The 17,255-nt window shown below is 65.6% G+C and carries 14 protein-coding genes; 10 read left to right on the forward strand and 4 right to left on the reverse strand.

Features of this window, described 5'->3' with window-relative positions; all coding sequences use genetic code 11:
* The first annotated feature begins 161 nt into the window (after positions 1-161).
* Genes Q5H91_RS07390 through Q5H91_RS07400 form a run of 3 tightly spaced genes read left to right on the forward strand, consistent with a single transcriptional unit; the run spans position 162 to position 5,648 of the window.
* Entirely contained in the window at positions 162-671 is a 510-nt protein-coding gene (locus Q5H91_RS07390) for an ImuA family protein (RefSeq protein WP_305172720.1), read from the forward strand.
* Complete coding sequence (locus Q5H91_RS07395; RefSeq protein WP_305172722.1) at positions 589-2,373, forward strand: Y-family DNA polymerase; 1,785 nt, start codon at positions 589-591, stop codon at positions 2,371-2,373. The genes Q5H91_RS07390 and Q5H91_RS07395 overlap by 83 nt, the downstream gene beginning before the upstream one ends.
* Positions 2,373-5,648, forward strand: a complete 3,276-nt coding sequence (locus tag Q5H91_RS07400; RefSeq protein WP_305172848.1) for an error-prone DNA polymerase — start codon at positions 2,373-2,375, stop codon at positions 5,646-5,648. Before Q5H91_RS07395 ends, Q5H91_RS07400 begins: the two co-directional genes overlap by 1 nt.
* A gap of 11 nt (positions 5,649-5,659) precedes the next feature.
* Here the strand turns inward: Q5H91_RS07400 and Q5H91_RS07405 are convergent, their stop codons facing one another.
* Complete coding sequence (locus Q5H91_RS07405; RefSeq protein ID WP_305172724.1) at positions 5,660-5,962, reverse strand: hypothetical protein; 303 nt, start codon at positions 5,960-5,962, stop codon at positions 5,660-5,662.
* Between the two features lie 153 nt (positions 5,963-6,115).
* Between Q5H91_RS07405 and Q5H91_RS07410 the strand changes: the two genes are divergently transcribed.
* The 3 genes from Q5H91_RS07410 (at position 6,116) to Q5H91_RS07425 (ending at position 7,654) form a co-directional block, all read left to right on the forward strand.
* A complete protein-coding gene (locus Q5H91_RS07410) occupies positions 6,116-6,733 on the forward strand; it encodes a hypothetical protein (RefSeq protein ID WP_305172726.1) in 618 nt (205 codons plus the stop codon).
* 46 nt (positions 6,734-6,779) lie between these two features.
* Positions 6,780-6,983, forward strand: a complete 204-nt coding sequence (locus Q5H91_RS07415; protein WP_305172728.1) for a hypothetical protein — start codon at positions 6,780-6,782, stop codon at positions 6,981-6,983.
* Positions 6,984-7,438: 455 nt separating this feature from the next.
* Positions 7,439-7,654 (forward strand): DUF5818 domain-containing protein, encoded by a 216-nt coding sequence (locus tag Q5H91_RS07425; RefSeq protein ID WP_305172730.1) that lies wholly within the window; start codon positions 7,439-7,441, stop codon positions 7,652-7,654.
* A 116-nt stretch (positions 7,655-7,770) separates the two neighbouring features.
* Here Q5H91_RS07425 and Q5H91_RS07430 read toward each other — a convergent pair whose 3' ends face one another.
* The gene (locus Q5H91_RS07430; RefSeq protein WP_305172732.1) at positions 7,771-8,493 is read right to left on the reverse strand and encodes a hypothetical protein; all 723 of its coding nucleotides are present in this window, start codon (positions 8,491-8,493) and stop codon (positions 7,771-7,773) included.
* Positions 8,490-9,725, reverse strand: a complete 1,236-nt coding sequence (locus Q5H91_RS07435) for a M48 family metalloprotease (RefSeq protein ID WP_305172734.1) — start codon at positions 9,723-9,725, stop codon at positions 8,490-8,492. The genes Q5H91_RS07430 and Q5H91_RS07435 overlap by 4 nt, the downstream gene beginning before the upstream one ends.
* 291 nt (positions 9,726-10,016) lie before the next feature.
* Between Q5H91_RS07435 and Q5H91_RS07440 the strand changes: the two genes are divergently transcribed.
* The 4 genes from Q5H91_RS07440 to Q5H91_RS07455 all read left to right on the forward strand — a co-directional run bounded on the left by Q5H91_RS07440 (position 10,017) and on the right by Q5H91_RS07455 (position 14,850).
* Positions 10,017-10,526, forward strand: a complete 510-nt coding sequence (locus Q5H91_RS07440; protein WP_305172735.1) for a DUF3489 domain-containing protein — start codon at positions 10,017-10,019, stop codon at positions 10,524-10,526.
* Positions 10,523-10,936 carry a DUF2924 domain-containing protein gene (locus Q5H91_RS07445; RefSeq protein ID WP_305172736.1) on the forward strand — a complete coding sequence of 138 codons (414 nt, stop codon included), beginning with the start codon at positions 10,523-10,525 and terminating at the stop codon, positions 10,934-10,936. The genes Q5H91_RS07440 and Q5H91_RS07445 overlap by 4 nt, the downstream gene beginning before the upstream one ends.
* Positions 10,933-12,630 carry a recombinase family protein gene (locus tag Q5H91_RS07450; RefSeq protein WP_305172737.1) on the forward strand — a complete coding sequence of 566 codons (1,698 nt, stop codon included), beginning with the start codon at positions 10,933-10,935 and terminating at the stop codon, positions 12,628-12,630. The genes Q5H91_RS07445 and Q5H91_RS07450 overlap by 4 nt, the downstream gene beginning before the upstream one ends.
* A gap of 672 nt (positions 12,631-13,302) precedes the next feature.
* A complete protein-coding gene (locus Q5H91_RS07455; protein WP_305172738.1) occupies positions 13,303-14,850 on the forward strand; it encodes a cation:proton antiporter in 1,548 nt (515 codons plus the stop codon).
* 193 nt (positions 14,851-15,043) lie between these two features.
* Here Q5H91_RS07455 and Q5H91_RS07460 read toward each other — a convergent pair whose 3' ends face one another.
* Positions 15,044-17,128, reverse strand: a complete 2,085-nt coding sequence (locus tag Q5H91_RS07460; RefSeq protein ID WP_305172739.1) for a beta-galactosidase — start codon at positions 17,126-17,128, stop codon at positions 15,044-15,046.
* Positions 17,129-17,255 lie beyond the last annotated feature (127 nt).

The raw sequence follows: 17,255 nt of genomic DNA on the forward strand, positions 1-17,255 counted from the left end.
TCGGGATCGAGGCGATGGATGGACGTCTGGCGGCGGGAGGCCTCGCCCTGAACGGGTTACACGAGGTGTCGCCGGCGACGTCGACGCTGAGCGACGATGCGGCCGCGACCCTTTTTACCGTAGGAATCGCGGCGCGCGCCCCAGCCGATCGAAGCCGACGCGTGCTGTGGGCGGTGACCCGCTTCGACCTCTATGCGCCGGGGCTGGAACAGGCAGGGCTCGATCCGGCGACGCTGCTGTTTGTCGAGGTACGCGAGGACAAGGACGTGCTGGCGGTCATGGAGGATGCCCTGCGCCACGGCGGGCTCGCCGCTGTCGTCGGCGAGGTGAAACGCGCGGACATGGTCGCCAGTCGCCGGCTCCAGCTCGCCGCTATGACTGGCGCGACCCCTGCCCTGCTGTCGCGACGCTGGCGACGCCAGGCTACAGACCCGCTGACCGAACTCTCCGCCGCCATGACGCGCTGGCGGATCGCCTGTGCACCGTCGACTCCCCTGCACGCGCCTGGCGTAGGCCGGCCACGCTGGACCGTCGAGCTCGCCCGCCAGCGCGGCGGGCCGGGCTTTATCCTCGAACTGGAGGCTTGCGATGCCACGGGTCGCCTCGCTCTACCTGCCGCACCTTGCAATCGAGCGGTTGCGGCGGCTGGAGCGGCCGCGCGCGCTGCCTGACGCGCCCGCGCTGCCGCTGCTGCCGGTCGACGACGACCCCGGCGCCTGTTCGGTGCCGCGGGGCGGCGGCTGGCGGCCAGGCGCGCGCTGGGCGCAAGCCGAAGGCGCGCGCGCCGCGATCGCCGAGGAAGCGGCGGCGCTGCCGCTCCACCAGCAACCAACGATGCGCGAACTCGGCCGCCGATCGGAGGCGGCGGAGCATCCGTTCAAGCGCGCGACGGCTGCGGTGGTCCGCCAGCCGGTGGCGGCAGCTGCGGTGGAGCATGCGGTGCCGCTGATCCTCGCCGCGACAATCGGCCAGCGGCAGGTGATCGCCGCCGCCTGCCCGGCGGCGCTGGCGCTGGGCCTTGTGCCCGGCATGGCGATTACCCATGCTCGCGCGCTGGTGCCCGATCTCGACATCCGCCCCGCCGATCCCACGGCAGACGGGGCGGTGCTCGACGGCCTGACGCTCCACGCGGTGCGCCACTGGACCCCGACCGCTGCGCCGAGCGGGGCGGACGGGCTGTGGCTCGACCTCACCGGGGCGGCGCATCTTCATGGCGGCGAGGCACGCTTCTGTGCGCGCCTGGTCCGCTTCTGCCGGCGCTTCGGCTATACCGCGCGGGTCGCGGTGGCAGGGACGCCGGGAGCCGCGCATGCGCTGGCGCGCTATGGGCGCGAAGCGGTAACGCTAGCCCCAACCGGCGGAGAGGCGCAGGCGATCAGCGCGCTGCCCCCCGCCGCCTTGCGGCTAACCCCCGACGCAATCACGGCGGCACAACGGTTCGGCTTCGACCGGATCGCCGACCTGCTTCCGCTGCCACGCGGGCCGCTTGCCCGGCGGCTGGGGCTGGCCAGCGTGAACCGGCTCGATGCGGCGCTCGGCCGGGCGGCGGAGCCGATCGTGCCGGTCGTACCCGAGGAAATGCCCGTCGCCAGGCGCCGGCTGCTCGAACCGATCGGCACCGCCGAGGCGATCGAGCAGGTGATCGCCGACCTCCTCGCTGACATGATGCTGCTGTTGCAGGAACGTGGGCGCGGCGTGCGCATGCTAGTGCTGCTGGTTGAGCGGATCGACGGCAGCGACCAGCGCCTTGCGATCGGCACCGCACGCGCGACCCGTGATGCCGTGCATCTCGCCCGCCTCTTCCATCTGCGGATCGAGCGGATCGAGCCGGGCGACGGGATCGAGACGATGCGCCTCGCCGCGACACGCACCGATCCGCTCGGTGCGACCGCGGTCGCGGGTGACCTGACCGGCGAGGCGGCGGTGCCCGATGTTGCGACGCTCGTCGATCAGATCGCCGGCCGTGTCGGCGAGACGGCGCTGTTCACCGCCGCGCCGGTCGAGAGCGACGTGCCCGAACGCGCGGTGCGCCGCGCCCCGCCGCTCGCCGCGCCGACCGGCTGGCCCGCATGGCGGCGACCCGTGCGGCTGCTCAACCGGCCGGAGCCGTTGACCGGCGTGCTCGCGCTCCTCCCCGATGCGCCGCCGCGCCGCTTTACCTGGCGAGGGCAAGTCCATGCCGTGGTTGCGGGCGACGGGCCGGAGCGCATCCATGGCGAATGGTGGCGGCGCGACGGCGAGGTCTGGGCGGTGCGCGACTATTTCCGGGTCGAAGACGAGCGCGGCGCGCGCTTCTGGCTGTTCCGCCGCGGCGACGGGGTCGATGCCACGACCGGCGACCTCAGCTGGTATCTGCACGGGCTGTTCGGCTGATGGCAGGCCCAACCACCACCTATGTCGAGCTTCAGGTGACGAGCCACTTCTCGTTCCTGCGCGGCGCCTCCAGCCCCGACGAGCTATTCGCGGCCGCCGCGCTGCAAGGCCATCGCGCGCTCGGCATCGTCGACCGCGGCAGCGTCGCCGGGCTGGTACGCGCCTGGGAGGCGCAGAAGGCAACGGGCGTGCGGATGATCGCAGGCGCGCGGGTCGATCTCGACGATGGTCTCGCGCTGCTGCTCTACCCGACCGACAAGCCCGCCTGGTCGCGGCTGACCCGACTGCTGACGCTCGGCAAGGCGCGCGCCGGCAAAGGCGGCTGCACGCTCGGCTGGAGCGACGTCGTGGCTTGGAGCGAGGGGCTGATCGCAATCCTGTTGCCGGACGCGGCGGATGCGGTGACTGCGGCGCAACTCGCCGAACTGCGCACGACCTTCGGCAAACGCGGCTATTGCGGCCTCGCCTTCCGCCGCCGCCCCGACGATACGCTGCGGCTGCACGACCTCGCCGCGCTTGCCGCAGAAGCAGGCATTCGCGCCGTGGCGCTCGGCGACATCCTCTATCATGCGCCCGAGGCGCGGCTGTTGCAGGACGTTGTCACCGCGATCCGCGAGAAATGCACGGTCGACACGCTCGGCTACCGGCGCGAACGGCATGCCGACCGGCACCTCAAATCCCCGGCCGAAATGGAGCGGCGCTTCGCCGCCTTCCCCGATGCGATCGCCGCGACCGCCGCGATCACGCGCGCCTGCACCTTCGACCTCGGCGAGCTCAGCTACCAGTACCCGCACGAGCGCGTGCTTGAGGGATTGACCGCGCAGGGCGCACTCGAACAGCTGACCCAGACGGCGGCGGCGCGGATGTTCCCCGACGGCCTGCCGCAAGCCTATCGCGACCAGATCGCGCACGAGCTGCGGCTGATCGGCGAACTTGGCTACGCTCCGTACTTCCTTACCGTAAACAGCATCGTCGCCGAGAGCCGGCGCCGCGGCATTCTCTGCCAGGGGCGCGGCTCGGCGGCGAACAGCTGCGTCTGCTTCGTGCTCGGCATCACCAGCATCGATCCGATCAAACACGAGCTGCTGTTCGAGCGCTTCGTCTCGGGCGAACGCCGCGAGCCGCCCGACATCGACGTCGATTTCGAGCATGAGCGGCGCGAGGAGATCATCCAGTGGATCTATGACACCTACGGCCGCAACCATGCCGCGCTGACCGCGGTCGTCACCCGCTACCGCGCGCGCGGCGCGGTGCGCGAGGTTGGCAAGGCACTCGGCCTACCCGAGGATCTGACCAAGGCGCTCGCCGGCCTCGTTTGGGGCTGGAGCCAGGAGGGCGTCGGCGAGAAACAGGTCGCGCAGCTCAACCTCAACATGAACGAGCGGCGCCTGCGGCTCGCCTTGCAGCTCGCTCGCCAGCTGATCGGCGTGCCGAGGCATCTGTCGCAGCATCCCGGCGGCTTTGTGCTGACCCAGACCCGCCTCGACGATCTCGTACCCATCGAGCCGGCCGCGATGATCGACCGGCAGGTCATCGAATGGGACAAGGACGACATCGACGCTTTGAAGTTCATGAAGGTCGACGTGTTGGGGCTGGGGATGCTTGGCTGCATGAACCGTGCCTTCAACCTGCTGGAGGAAGCGAAACGCATTCGGGTCAGCATGGCCGACCTGCAGGACGACGATCCGGACGTCTATGCGATGATCCAAAAGGCCGACACGCTTGGTACCTTCCAGATCGAGTCCCGCGCGCAGATGGCGATGCTGCCGCGAATGAAGCCGGCGCGCTTCTATGACCTCGTCATTCAGGTTGCGATCGTCCGGCCCGGCCCGATCCAGGGCGACATGGTCCATCCCTATCTGCGCCGTCGCGCCGGACTGGAGAAACCGGACTATCCACGCCCAGAGCTGCGCGCGGTGCTGGAGAAGACGCTGGGCGTGCCGCTGTTCCAAGAACAGGCGATGAAGGTCGCTATCGTCGGCGCGGGCTTCACCGCGGTTGAGGCGGATCAATTGAGAAGGGCCATGGCAACCTTCAAATTCACCGGCGGGGTCAGCCACTTCTACGAAAAGCTGGTCGAGGGGATGGTGTCGCGCGGCTATCCCCTCGACTTCGCCGAGCGCACCTTCAAGCAGATCGAAGGCTTCGGCTCCTACGGCTTTCCCGAGAGCCACGCAGCGAGCTTTGCCAAGATCGCCTATGCCAGCTGCTGGATGAAACATCATCATCCGGACGTCTTCTGTGCGGCGCTGCTCAACGCCCAGCCCATGGGCTTCTACGCGCCGGCGCAGGTCGTCCGGGATGCGCGCGAACATGGCGTGGAGGTGCGGCCGGCCTGCATCAACGCCAGCCGCTGGGACTGCACGCTGGAGCCGACCGCTGGCCGCTATCTCGCCGTGCGGCTCGGCTTGCGCCAAGTACGCGGGCTAGCCAATGCCCATGGCGCAGCGATCGTCGCAGCGCGAGGAGCGGCGCCCTTTACTTTAATCGAGGAAGTCTGGCGCCGCGCCGGTGTACCGCGCGCCGCTATCGAGCGGCTGGCGGAAGCCGATGTCTTTCACGCGCTGGGCGAGGACCGACGTCCGGGTCTATGGAAGGTCAAAGGCTTTGGTGAAGCACCGCTGCCGCTCTTTGCCGCCGCCGACGCGCGCGAGGCGCTGTTCAATCCGGAGGGGCTAGAACCTGACGTATCGCTCCGGCCGCTGTCGGACGGACGCGAGGTCGTCGAAGATTACCGCGCGCTTCAACTGTCGCTGCGCGCTCATCCTCTCGCCTTCTTGCGTCAGGATCTATCCCGCCGCGGCATCGTGCGCTGCGCAGATCTTCAGCATATAAAGGCAGGGCGTCATGTCGAGGTCGCCGGCATCATCCTCGTCCGCCAGAAACCCGGCTCGGCCAAAGGCGTGCTCTTCATCACCATCGAAGACGAGACCGGGGTCGCCAACGGTATCCTCTGGCCCGATCGGTTCGAAGCACAGCGCCGCACTGTCATGTCGGCGGCGATGATCGGGATGAAGGGTCAGGTGCAGAAAGAAGGCCAAGTGATCCATGTCATCTGCGACCGGATCATCGACCATAGCTCGCTCCTTGCTCAGGTCGGCCAAATGGACTTCCCGCATGCGACCGGCCGAGGCGACGGCGCTCGGTACGCCGGCAGCCCGGATCGTGGTGACGCCGGCTGGCGTCCCGCTCCCCGCGACAGCTATTGGCCGCCGCACGCCAACGGAATGGACCCGGAAAACGTCGTGCGGGTCAAGTCCCGCGACTTCCACTGATTGCTCCCGTGTCACGGCACCAGCGGATCATCATCGACCTGTCCCTCCACATCTTGCGTGCAGCTGCCGCGCGCTCCAACAAGGGAAAGGTCGACACGATCGAAGTTCGCCTCGCACTGCGGTGCCTCCTCGCACACTGCCCAGAGCGTTGGCCGCTCGACATGTTCTGGAACTCGGCGGGGACGGATCACGACATCGGCCGGGCGCAAGGTTGCACGGCCGCGCTGAATGGCATCTTGAGACAGGTAGACGATCGCCGATAGACGACGATCATGTAGCGAGCTTGCTGTGATGACAGCTGTGCTGAGCGTCACCCTGAGCATTCATTGGGCTGGCGGCACCAGGCTGGCCGAGGTTCTCGCGCGAAAACGGTACTGACGCGCTGCATATGTTGCGTTGACATGTGTGACGATCTCGTCATGTTTCTAACTACGAACTCCGGGGGGAGTTCGACCGGGGAGGCCATAATGAAGGTATCTATATTCGCGTGCGCGGTGCTGCTCGCGTCGTCTGCTGCTGTTGCACAAACTGGCTCGCCGATCATGGCACTGGCATCAGGTGGAGCAGTTCTTCGTACCGGCACCGAAGTGCCGTTGAAACTAAGCGAGATGCTGACCACCAAGGGCAAGAAGCTGAAATCCGGTCAGCGCGTACATCTGGAAGTTGCAGAGCCGGTGCTGGTCAATGGCGTTGTGGTTATTCCAGCCGGATCACCGGCGATGGGCGAGATCACCGATGTTCGCAACAAGGGCATGTGGGGCAAGTCGGGTCATCTCTCGGGTCGCGTGCTGTACACGACAGTAAATGGCCGGCAGTTGCGCCTCACCGGCGTGTTCGACGACAAGGGTGTTGCTGGCGGTGTCGGAGCCGTCGCGACATCGGCTGTCCTGATCCCAGTGGCGGGCTTCTTTATGACCGGGACAAGCGCGAAGCTGGAGGTCGGAACGCCAGTCAGAGCTTTCATGGACGAGGATGTTCAGTTGGCGATGCCTGCCGCCGGCCCGGGTCCCATGGCGGTCGGCGCTCCGGCAGCCTCACAAGCGGCACCGGCGACGCTCACGACGATTTCCACGCCCGCCAAGTAGGTCTATTATCATCAGTGGAGCGCTCTCGAGTGCTCCACCCTGGTCGATGGAGATCATGATGCTGAAAGCACTTCTGCTCGCCGCCACTCTTGCTGGTCTCGCCGCTGCACCCGCCAGTGCTGCGCCGTGCCGCGACGGTAAGGGTAAGTTCGTCAAGTGCCCGGACAAGGCGCCGGTCAAAGCTACGAAGTGCAAGGACGCTAAAGGCAAATTTGCCAAGTGCGGTACGCCAGGGGCAAAGCCTGTCTAAGCTCTTTGCGATCAGCGCTTTGGCCGGTGCTGTGCTCATCGGCGCCGTTGTGGGCTTCGCACCTGCGTTGACCACGACGGCGTCGAGCGGCGCCGCTCCTATGCTTCGCCACTATTCGCTTGTTCGGTAACCGATGGCGACACGATCCGCTGTGATGACGAGCGCATTCGACTACTTGGCATCGACGCACCCGAGCTTCAGGGGCATTGTCGTGCCGGCCGCCGGTGCGTCGATGGCGATCCAATTGCATCCTCACGCAGTCTGGCCGACGCGCTGTACGGATCGCTGACAATCAATCGGGTCGGCCAGGATCGTTATGGCCGCACACTCGCGATGGGGGCCAGTCAGGTTGGCGACCTGTCCTGCTGGCGACTCGTGCACAAGCAGGCGATCTATAAGTCGCAGTGGGATAATGGTTTGCGAGTGGCGCGAACCTGTCCGCGTGCGGTGCTCTGATGCCCAGGGGATCGAAGGTCATCGAGACGGGCTGGCTCAACCGGGATGGTAAGGAATTGATCCTTCGCCGCGATGGCGGTGGTCGATGGCGGCTTGATTGCGGACTCATTACCGAGTGGCGAGCAAACCGGATGCTGGGGCAGCGCGTGCGTGTCCTGGGCGTGCGTGACGCATTCGACGTTATTGGAGTCACAGCGATCATCCGAGCCGATTGAGACGGCTCTCCGCTGCCATGATCGGGTATCACACCGCTTAACAACACATCGAAAGCATCGTGCTATAGCCAAAGGGCCGGAGCACGTACCCTGCAAACGGTTATCAGGACGCGGAATTAGTGGCCGCTGATCGGCAACTCGAAGCTGAAGCCGTCGCCGATGGTCTCCAGGTTAGTGGGCGCCTGACGAAGCTTCTGCCAACGCGTCTTGCTGCCGACATCGTCCTCCATCGATCCGGTGACGGTCTTCACCCGGCCGGTGACGAAGTTCGCACTGACCGTCTCCGTTTCGCCGCTGTTCCGCTGCAAGGACTCCTTGTCGAACCCGATCAGGCGAAATCGCGTACCATCCCAGCGAAAGGCCAGCGTCGACGTGAAGGTCGTCCACCCGCCCATGCTCCGCCAGTATCTCAGGCCGAGCCGCAGCACGTCGCCGCGGATCGTGAGCGCGTCGGGATCGAAGGGATCGTCCATGTACCGATCGTCGATTCGCGGAATGACGGCGGCGTTCACCAGCTGCAGGTGGTAGCCATTTGGGCCACCGAAGGCGACCAGCACCACACGCGGGTTGGTGTCCATCGGCTGCGTGGCATCGTCGATCCGCACGACGCAGATCGGATCGGCGCCTTTCAGCACCGCGACGAGGTCTGGGCGACCGTCGCGGTTCAGATCGCCGGTAATTGCCCGCTCCAACGTCCAGCTGCGCGGCACGAAGCCAGTCGCCGTCGCCGCGCTCGACGGGATAGTCGGTTTGGGCGTGCGCAAGTCGGGTGAATCGCCAAAATAGTCGGTCACCGGCTGGGACAGGGCGACGCAGATTACGGCAACCAGCGGGGTCATTGCACGTCGGGCTCGCCGAGGTGGTGCGCCTTCCATCGCATGCCCATCAGGATGCGCGTCCGGCCGGACGGATGGTCGTAGAAGACGATCTCCTCCAGCGGACCGGGTTCCAGCTTGCGATACTCGCCGAGCTTCAACGCCACCCTGGCCCAGCCATCAGGTGCCCGCGACGTGTTGATGCCGAAATAATCGGCCTGGCTCTCATGAAAGCGGATCAGGCTGTTGGTCACCGGCGTGAGCAGGACAGCAAGAACCGTTGCGACGATGGTTGCCGGCACCAGCATGGCCGGGTCGTCGCGCCCTGCGATGCGCCACGAGCGGCCACAGCGCGACACCAGCCACGGCGTGGCGCGATCAAGGACCAGCAGGAACAGCCCAGCGATCAACGTAAAGCCGATCAGCAACGACGCTGTGTGGCCCAGGACATAGTGGCCAAGCTCATGGCCCATCACCGCGCGCACCTCCGGCGCAGAGGTGCGATGTAGCAGATTGTCGTTGAGCGCGACGCGCACGGTTGGACCGAGGCCCGCCACATTGGCAGAAATCCGCTTGGTCTGGCGCGAGGCGTCGACCACAAGCACATTGTCGGTCGGTACGCCGTTCGCCTGCGCCATCTGCAGGATCTGATCGCGCAGCGGTGACGCCGGCATCGGCGTGTAGCGGTTGAACAGCGGCTCGATGAACACCGGCCCCAGCAGCAGGCCAACTAACAGAAAGATGCCGCTCGCGAGCGTCCCCCACGCCCACCAGCTGCGCGGCAGCTTGCGATAGAGCGTCAACAGCGCAAGCAGTGCCAGACCACCTACGATGGTGCTGATCGCAGCCCCAATCAGCCACTCGCCGAGCCAGGCCGGCAGCGTCTGATTGGACATGCCGTACTGATGCTCGCGCAGCCAACCCACGTAGATCGTCCAGGGCAGCGTCACGATGCTGGTGAGCGCCAGATAGAGGATCGAGAAGAGAAAGGCGCGACCGGCCTTGCGTCCTCTGGCCCATGCTTCCGCTTTGCCGGACAGTCGCGCGACGATGCCGGTCTGCAGCAATCCCCAGGCGATGCCAGCGCCCACCACCGCGTTCCACAGGATCAGCCAGTAACCACCTTCGAAGTACGCATCGGAGCGCGCGCGGGCCGCGCCGTTCACGGTGGCGAGGTAGGCGTGGGTCGCAGCCACCGGATCGAACATCTGCGCTGCGGGCGCCTGCACCACGGCCAACTCAAGCATCGTCATCATCGTCAGGAGCCCCCCATCCACCGAGGCTAGACCGCCGCTGCGAAAGGCGCCAGCGCGGCAGTCACACCGCCCGATCCTACCTGCTGGCTCAAGGGTATTCGCAACAATCTAAGTCAGGCCACTGCGACATCCGCTCGACTTCTGCTCGACTTCTCCTCGCACCAGAGCGACAGCAGCACGACTCGAGCGGCCTTGGGGATGGTCGCCGGGTAGAGCCCTGCTCGGTGCGACCGAGGGGGCTGTGGCTGGTGGCAGCGGCAATGACGCCGGCTGCCACTGGAGACCACAGCCATGGGCAAACTCACCGACACGCAAGCGATTATCCTGGCAGCGGCTAGCCAGCGCGAGAGTGCCAGCCTCTACCCGCTCCCTGAGACCCTGCGCCCCGGCGGCGGCACCGCCAAAGCGGTCGCAGCGCTGGTGGCGGCCGGCTATGCCGAGGAGCGCGAGACGAGCGACAAGGAGGCGGTGCGCCGCAGCGACGGCGATCTGGGCTTCGGCCTGTTCGTCACCGCTGCCGGGCTTGCCGCCATCGGTGTGGAGGCGCGCGGTGATGAAGGCGTGACCTCGCCTCCTGCTGCTGCAGACACCGCCGCACCTGCCCGGGTCACCAAGGCGGCAACCGTCGTTGCTCTCCTCGAGCGCGATAGCGGCGCGACCCTGCCCGAGCTGATCGCCGCGACCGGCTGGCTCCCGCACACCACGCGCGCAGCGCTCACCGGCTTGCGCAAGAAGGGCCACGACATCGTCCGCGGCACCCGCGACGGCGCTACCTGCTACCGGATCGCGGTGGCGGCATGAGCAAGCTCGAGCTGGAGGTCGCGGCTCTCGACCATCTGTCCTCCGCCGCGCTGCGCGAGCGCTGGACCAGGCTGGCGCTCGGACCGGTGCCGCGGATTAGCCCCAGGCTCCTGCGCCTGGCGCTCGCCTGGGAGATCCAGGCGCGCGCGCTCGGCGGCCTACCGCGCGGGGTGGTGCGTACCCTCGACCAGCTGGGCACAGGCAAGACCCGCACCACCCCGGCTCGCCCCGGCATGCGGCTGGTGCGCGCGTGGCAGGGCCGGGTGCATGTCGTCACCGTCGGCGAGGATGGGATCATCCGCTGGGATGAGCGCGAGTGGCGCTCGCTGAGCGAGGTCGCCCGTGCGATCACCGGCACCCGCTGGTCGGGGCCGGCCTTTTTCGGGCTGAAGAAGAAGGTGGCAGCATGAGCAGGGAGCCCGTTACCCCGCGCAAAGGTGCGGTGCGCTGTGCCATCTACACGCGCAAGTCGAGCGAGGAGGGGCTGGAGCAGGACTTCAACTCGCTCGACGCGCAGGCCGAGGCCTGTGCGGCCTACATCCTGAGCCAGGCCAGCGAGGGCTGGACGCTGCTGCCCGAGCGCTATGACGATGGTGGCATCTCCGGCGGGACACTGGCCCGCCCTGCCCTCCAGCGCCTCCTCGCCGATGTCGCGGCCGGCCGGGTCGACATCATCGTCGTCTACAAGGTCGACCGGCTCACCCGCTCGCTTCTCGACTTCTCCAGGCTCGTCGAGGCCTTCGATGCGAGCGGCACCAGCTTTGTCTCGGTCACCCAGTCGTTCAACACCACCACCAGCATGGGCCGCCTCACCCTCAACATGCTGTTGTCCTTTGCCCAGTTCGAGCGCGAGGTCACCGCCGAGCGCATCCGCGACAAGATCGCCGCCTCCAAGGCCAAGGGCATGTGGATGGGCGGCACCCCGCCCCTGGGCTATGCCCCTGATGGGCGCAGCCTTGTCATTGTCCCCGACCATGCCGCCATCATCCAGCGCGTCTACACCCGCTATCTGGCACTCGGCTCGGTGCGCCTCCTCGCCGACGAGCTCACCCGCGACCACGTCCGTGCGCCGGTGCGCACCACAACCAAGGGCACCGCCTTTGGCGGCGGCGCCTTCTCGCGCGGGCAGCTCTACAGCATCCTGCGCTGCCCGACCTATGTCGGCGAGGTCCATCATCAGGGCCGCATCCACCAGGGACTGCACACCGCCATCATCGACCGGGCGACATGGGACGCGGTGCAGGCGCGTCTTGCCGACAATCGCCAGGGTGATCACCGCCGCGGCGGCAGGGCCGTCGTCAGCCCTCTCGCCGGCAAGATCGTCGATATTGACGGCGAGCCGCTCATCGCCAGCCATGCCACCAAGGGAGCGGCACGCTACCGCTACTATGTCAGCCGGGCTCTCCATCACGGCACCAGCACCAGCGGCCTGCGCGTGCCCGCCCGCGAGATCGAGCGGCTGGTGACCGAGCAGGCCGTGCTGCTCCTCGGTGACCCGCTGGCGCTCGCAGCTTCTGCCTGGCTCGATGTGCCCGCCAGCGACATGGCCGGCTTCCACGCCCGGTGCCGGCAGCTCGCCGAGTCACCCGGCAATGCCCGGCAGCTGGCCGACCTGGTCAGCCAGGTACGGCTGGGTGACAGCCAGGTCGAGATCCACTGGGCCACCGGCACCATCGCCGAAACCCTCGCCGTCACCCAGCACCCGCACGCGCCTGCGACGGCGGTGACCCGTATCGACGCGCGGCTGACCCGCTCAGGCAAGGTGTTGCGGCTGGTCCAGGCGGGTGCCCCCTCCCCCGAGCAGCCGAACGCAGCGCTGGTCCGCCTCCTTGCCCAAGCACATCGCTGGTGGGCCGAGCTGCGCTGCGGCGAGATCAGCCTTGCTACCCTTGCCGCCCGCGAGCAGGTAACCGCATCCTATCTCACCCGCGTCCTGCGCCTGGCCTTTCTCTCGCCCGCCCTCACTCAGGCGATCCTCGCCGGCCGGCAACCCGCCGGCATGGATGTGCGCTCGCTTACCCTCACCGGCACCGTTGAGGCGAGCTGGTTGGAGCAGGCCGGCAGCGCGGCCACTGCGCCGGCCGCGGCGTTATGGCCGGCCTGATAGCCGCTAGGCGACCTGCCACTCGGTTGGCGTGTCGTAGACCAGCTTGGGCGGCGCGTCCGCGGTAAACCATAGGCTGCCCATCCGCCGCGCGCGTAGAACCGGTCGGTTGCGGCCGTCACTCCGCACGCGTGTTCGCACAATGACGTGCTCGGGAGCTGTGGCAATGGGATGCCAGATAGTCATGCACACCTTCGGTGAGGGTCGAGGAGCCCTCAGGAACGATCATGTCCGCCACGAAGACGCGTGCAGATTTAGTAACTCAGATCTGTTCCGACGGGTCGAAGGATAGCTATCGCCGATGATCCGAAGTGGCGCGCCCGACAACGGGGAGAAGCGGACGCGCCGAGGCGTTGAAGCGGGCCTCGAGCACGCATGTCTCATTTCGGGGCAGTTGCCGCAAGTAGCACAGGCATTGTGAGCCCGCGTCGCGCGCAATCCACCTTCAACTGGTGACAGCATCTGCACCGTTCCCCTGCGGAGACACTCGCAGCCTTGATGCCCACGCTGAACCGATTGCTTACCTTAGCGAATTTACCGACATGACCCCGAGCCAGACGATCGGCGGCCGCTCACGCCGCACGCTTATGGACAATCGTTCATCCGATCAGCTCGCAAGGGGCAACTGGCGAGAGGTTGCGTCGATCACGCTTCCTGCTCGTTCGTCTTTGCATGCGCCTGTTCGAGAGCCTTGATGCAATCCTCGTGGCGGCACTGCTGCTGCTGGTGGTCGCACGCAAGCTGAAACTTCCATATCCGACGCTGCTTGCGGCGGCCGGCCTTGGCTTCGCCGCGCTACCAATAGCTCCCGACATTCATGTCGAACCTGACCTCGCGCTCGCCCTCTTCATCGCGCCGGCGCTGCTCCATGCAGCCTATCACACCAGCCCGCGCGGTTTGCGACGCATGTGGTTCCCGCTACTCGCCCTTGCCGTAGTCGCAGTGATCGTCACCACCGCCGCTGTGACACTGGCCGGTGTTGCTGTCGGCGGTCTGTCGCTCGCAGCTGCGTTCGTACTCGGCGCCATCGTCGCGCCGCCCGACGCCGCAGCCTCGGAGGCGGTGCTGTCCGAAGTCGGCATTCCGCGGCGCGGCATGCTGTTGCTCCAGGGCGAGAGTTTGCTGAACGACGCTACTGCCCTGCTACTGTTCGGTCTCGCGCTCGCGCTTGCCACGCACAGCGACACCCCAGCAACTCCTTGGGTGCTCGCTGCTGCAGTGCCCGGCGGCATCCTGTTCGGAGCAGTCTCAGCCTGGGGCTATCTGCGCGTGGTGCCGCTGTTCTCGGGAACGCTTGGCTCCAGTCTGGCTGACTTTGCCATTACTTTTGCCATTTGGCTGCTGGCAGAGCGCTTTCACGTCTCGCCGGTACTCGCCGTAGTGGCATTCGGCATGATCGTGTCGACGTGGCGACCGATGGAGCAGCCGGCCCGAGATCGGATCCAGACCAGCGCGGTCTGGTCGGCCGCGATCCTGGTGCTGAACGCCGTCGCGTTCATGCTGATGGGCCTGCAGGCGCGCGACATTCTTTCGCGGTTGACCGGGGAAGAACGGCTACCAGCGATCGGCTTCTCGCTCGTCGTGCTGGCCACTGTGCTGCTCAGCCGTCTTGTCTGGGTGTTCGCCGTCCGAGCCGTTGAGGCAGGCATCGTCCGCCGGTCGAAACCCTCCTGGTTGCCGACGCCGGCACCTTGGAGCGCGTCGTTGATCCTCGGCTGGTCGGGTATGCGTGGACTAGTGACGCTGGCCGCCGCCTTTGCAGTGCCCGCCAGCGTCACCGGGCGGGACCTCATTGTCCTCGCGGCGTTCACTGTTGTGATAGGCACCCTCGTGATCCAAGGATTGACGCTAGGTTGGTTGATCCGTCGCCTGAACGTCGGAGAGGATGGCAAACTGGCCAACGCCGTCGGCAGGGCGCGTCGCACATTGATCGACGCCGGTCTGGAAGCACTTGGCGATCAGCGCGACGACGCCGCAAACGCCCTGCGCGTTCGCTATGGGGCGGCCGGTCACGTCGTTGCGCATGCCGACGATCCCCAAGCACCTTCAGAGTTCGATGAGCTGCACCTACGGGTGCTCGCCCGGCAGCGTTGCACACTCAACCACATGCGTGCGCACGGCGAGGTTCCGGAGGATGTCTATCGCCGCCTTCTCGAGGAGCTCGACTGGTCGGAGGTCGAGGCGCGCTCATTCGCAGAGAATGAGCTTCGCCCCTCGTAAGCTGTTACGGCCGGCTGAACCCCGGATCAGACACTCAGACCGAATTGAACAACTCCTAAAGCGGACTTTCTTTAATCCGCGACCCGTATACGGTTTAAAGCGCCGAAATGACGTGATGGGATGGACAGCCCCTGCAACATCGTGACTTGTGCTGCAGATGTCGTTTAGCTTAGCCGATTGTGCGAACGCACACTTACTTGCCAGGGCCATCTTCCTCAATGATTGCAACATCCCAAGGCCCGAGGTCAATCGGTCGACCGCGAGCAATCACCTTTGACCGAATTAAGTCGGTGCCATCTTGCAAAGCCACGACGCTTTGCGGCATTGCGGAATAGTTCATGACGTAGCGCACCGTGTGCCCGTTCTTCAACGTGCCGCTTTTCACGATCACCGGAAAGTGTACGCCAGGCTGGCTAGGTTGCACTCCAGCACGGTCCACCGCCGCAGCGATGATCTTCTCGATCAGCGCGTCGCTCGGCATGAAGCCGATATAGCTGACTTCGCCCCTGCCCCACGCGTTACGTGTTATCGCAGCAAACGCCGGCCATGACGGATGTTTGTAGCGCGCAACGACCTTGGCGGTGGTTGGCTTCAACATTTCCATCCACCACCGCGCGGTATTATCCTTCTCACCAACGCCAAAGGGGTCGCCCTCCAGCGTGACGCCCTCGGGTATCGTGAACTGCTGATAGGTCACGCCAGCCGCCTTCGCGATCGCACCGGGCTGCGTCGCGTAGCGGACCTTGGTGTTCTCATCGGAAAAGCCGCTTTTGAACGTGTAGAGTAGATGACCGCCACGCTCGGCAAAGCCGTTAAGTCTCTCGATTTCTGCGTCACTGGCAGCGTAAAGCGCGGGCACAACGATGAGCTTGTAATCGTCGAGCTTGGCAGTGGAGTTCGGAGATAGGATGTCGACCTCCACATTCATCCGGTACAATGCGTCGTAAAATGGACGTAGCACCTGATTATAGTCGACGCCGCCATTCGGCTTGAAAGAGTCGAACGCACTAAGTGCGGTATTGCTGACATAAATGGCGACGCGATTGCGCTTCTTCATCCCGGCCAATTTCGACCCGATGCGCTTCAGATCGGCGCCGACCGTCGACGCCTCGGCATACACAGCGTTTGGTTTGTAATCCTGCGACAATAATCCGCGCCAGTAGGTCTCAATCGCGTTAGCGGTCGTTGCCCAGTGCCAATACGCGACCATCTGCGCGCCGGACGCCAAGTGACTGAAAGCCTGTAGCCGCAACTGCCCGGGATAGGGCGTCCAATCTGGAAAGCCCTGCGCTTCCGTTTCCAGCACGAGGTAGTTCTGGCCATTGCGCATCGATCGCGTCACATCGCCACCGAATGCAATCTCGGCACCGGTCAGCTTATCCTGGCTGGGATGGTAGATGTCGATGCCAGCGATATCCAGCACCTGAGAAGCTTTCCAGTGGTCGACCTCCGGCTGTATGCCGAACGAATAGCCACGCCAGCCAAGATCGAAGTTCTGCGTCAGAAACTGTCCGGGGCGCGCATGGGCACGGACGAGCTTTGCCTGCCAGGCAAGGAAATCGGTGACGAGACTACGCTGGAACGCGGCAAAGGCATTTGACAGACTGGCGTTGATCGATCCGTTGACGGAAGGGAAGTCCTCCCACGTGTTGATCCGGTTGCTCCAATAATCCAGGCCGTACGCCTTGTTGAGCCCGTCCAGGCTTGGCCACTTGGCCTTCATCGACGCCACGAACGCTGCCTGCACATTGGCACCGCTGGTGTTATAGGCCTTGGTCTCGTTATCGAGCTGGTAGCCGATGACCGCCGGATGATCCTTCACATGATCGATCAGCGCGACGATCACCCGCTCCGAAGCAGCGCGGTAATCTGGATCAGTGATGTCCATGTTCTGCCGCCGGCCGTAATCGGCACGTCCTTGCGGCGTGACGACCAGCACGTTCGGATGGGTACGCGCCAACCATGTCGGGACCGCATAGGTCGGTGTCCCGACGATGACCTTTATGCCTTGGCGATGCATGGCCGCGAGCATCCGATCGATATGACTGAAGTCGAAGACGCCGGGCTGCCGCTCAAGTGTCCCCCATGTGGACTCCGCTATGCGGACGACCGTTATGCCGGCCGCCTTCATCATCCGAGCGTCTTCCTCGACCCGATCGACCGGAGTGTATTCGTCGTAGTAGGCTACACCATAGAGGATCGTGTCTGGCAACTGCGCCACCGCCGGCGAGGACGCGATTGCGGCAGCGGCTAGACCAACCGCGATCAGAAGGCGCATTATCCACTCTCCGTTTTGTCCGAGTATAAGCGTGGATCAGCTTGGAACAACTGTGCTCGTGGCCAACGATGACCGAGCGAGCCAGACACAAGCTCGCAGCGACCCAAGCCGGCTGTACGCACAACCT

It is taken from the genome of Sphingomonas aurea (assembly GCF_030678875.1).
Taxonomy (GTDB): domain Bacteria; phylum Pseudomonadota; class Alphaproteobacteria; order Sphingomonadales; family Sphingomonadaceae; genus Sphingomonas; species Sphingomonas aurea.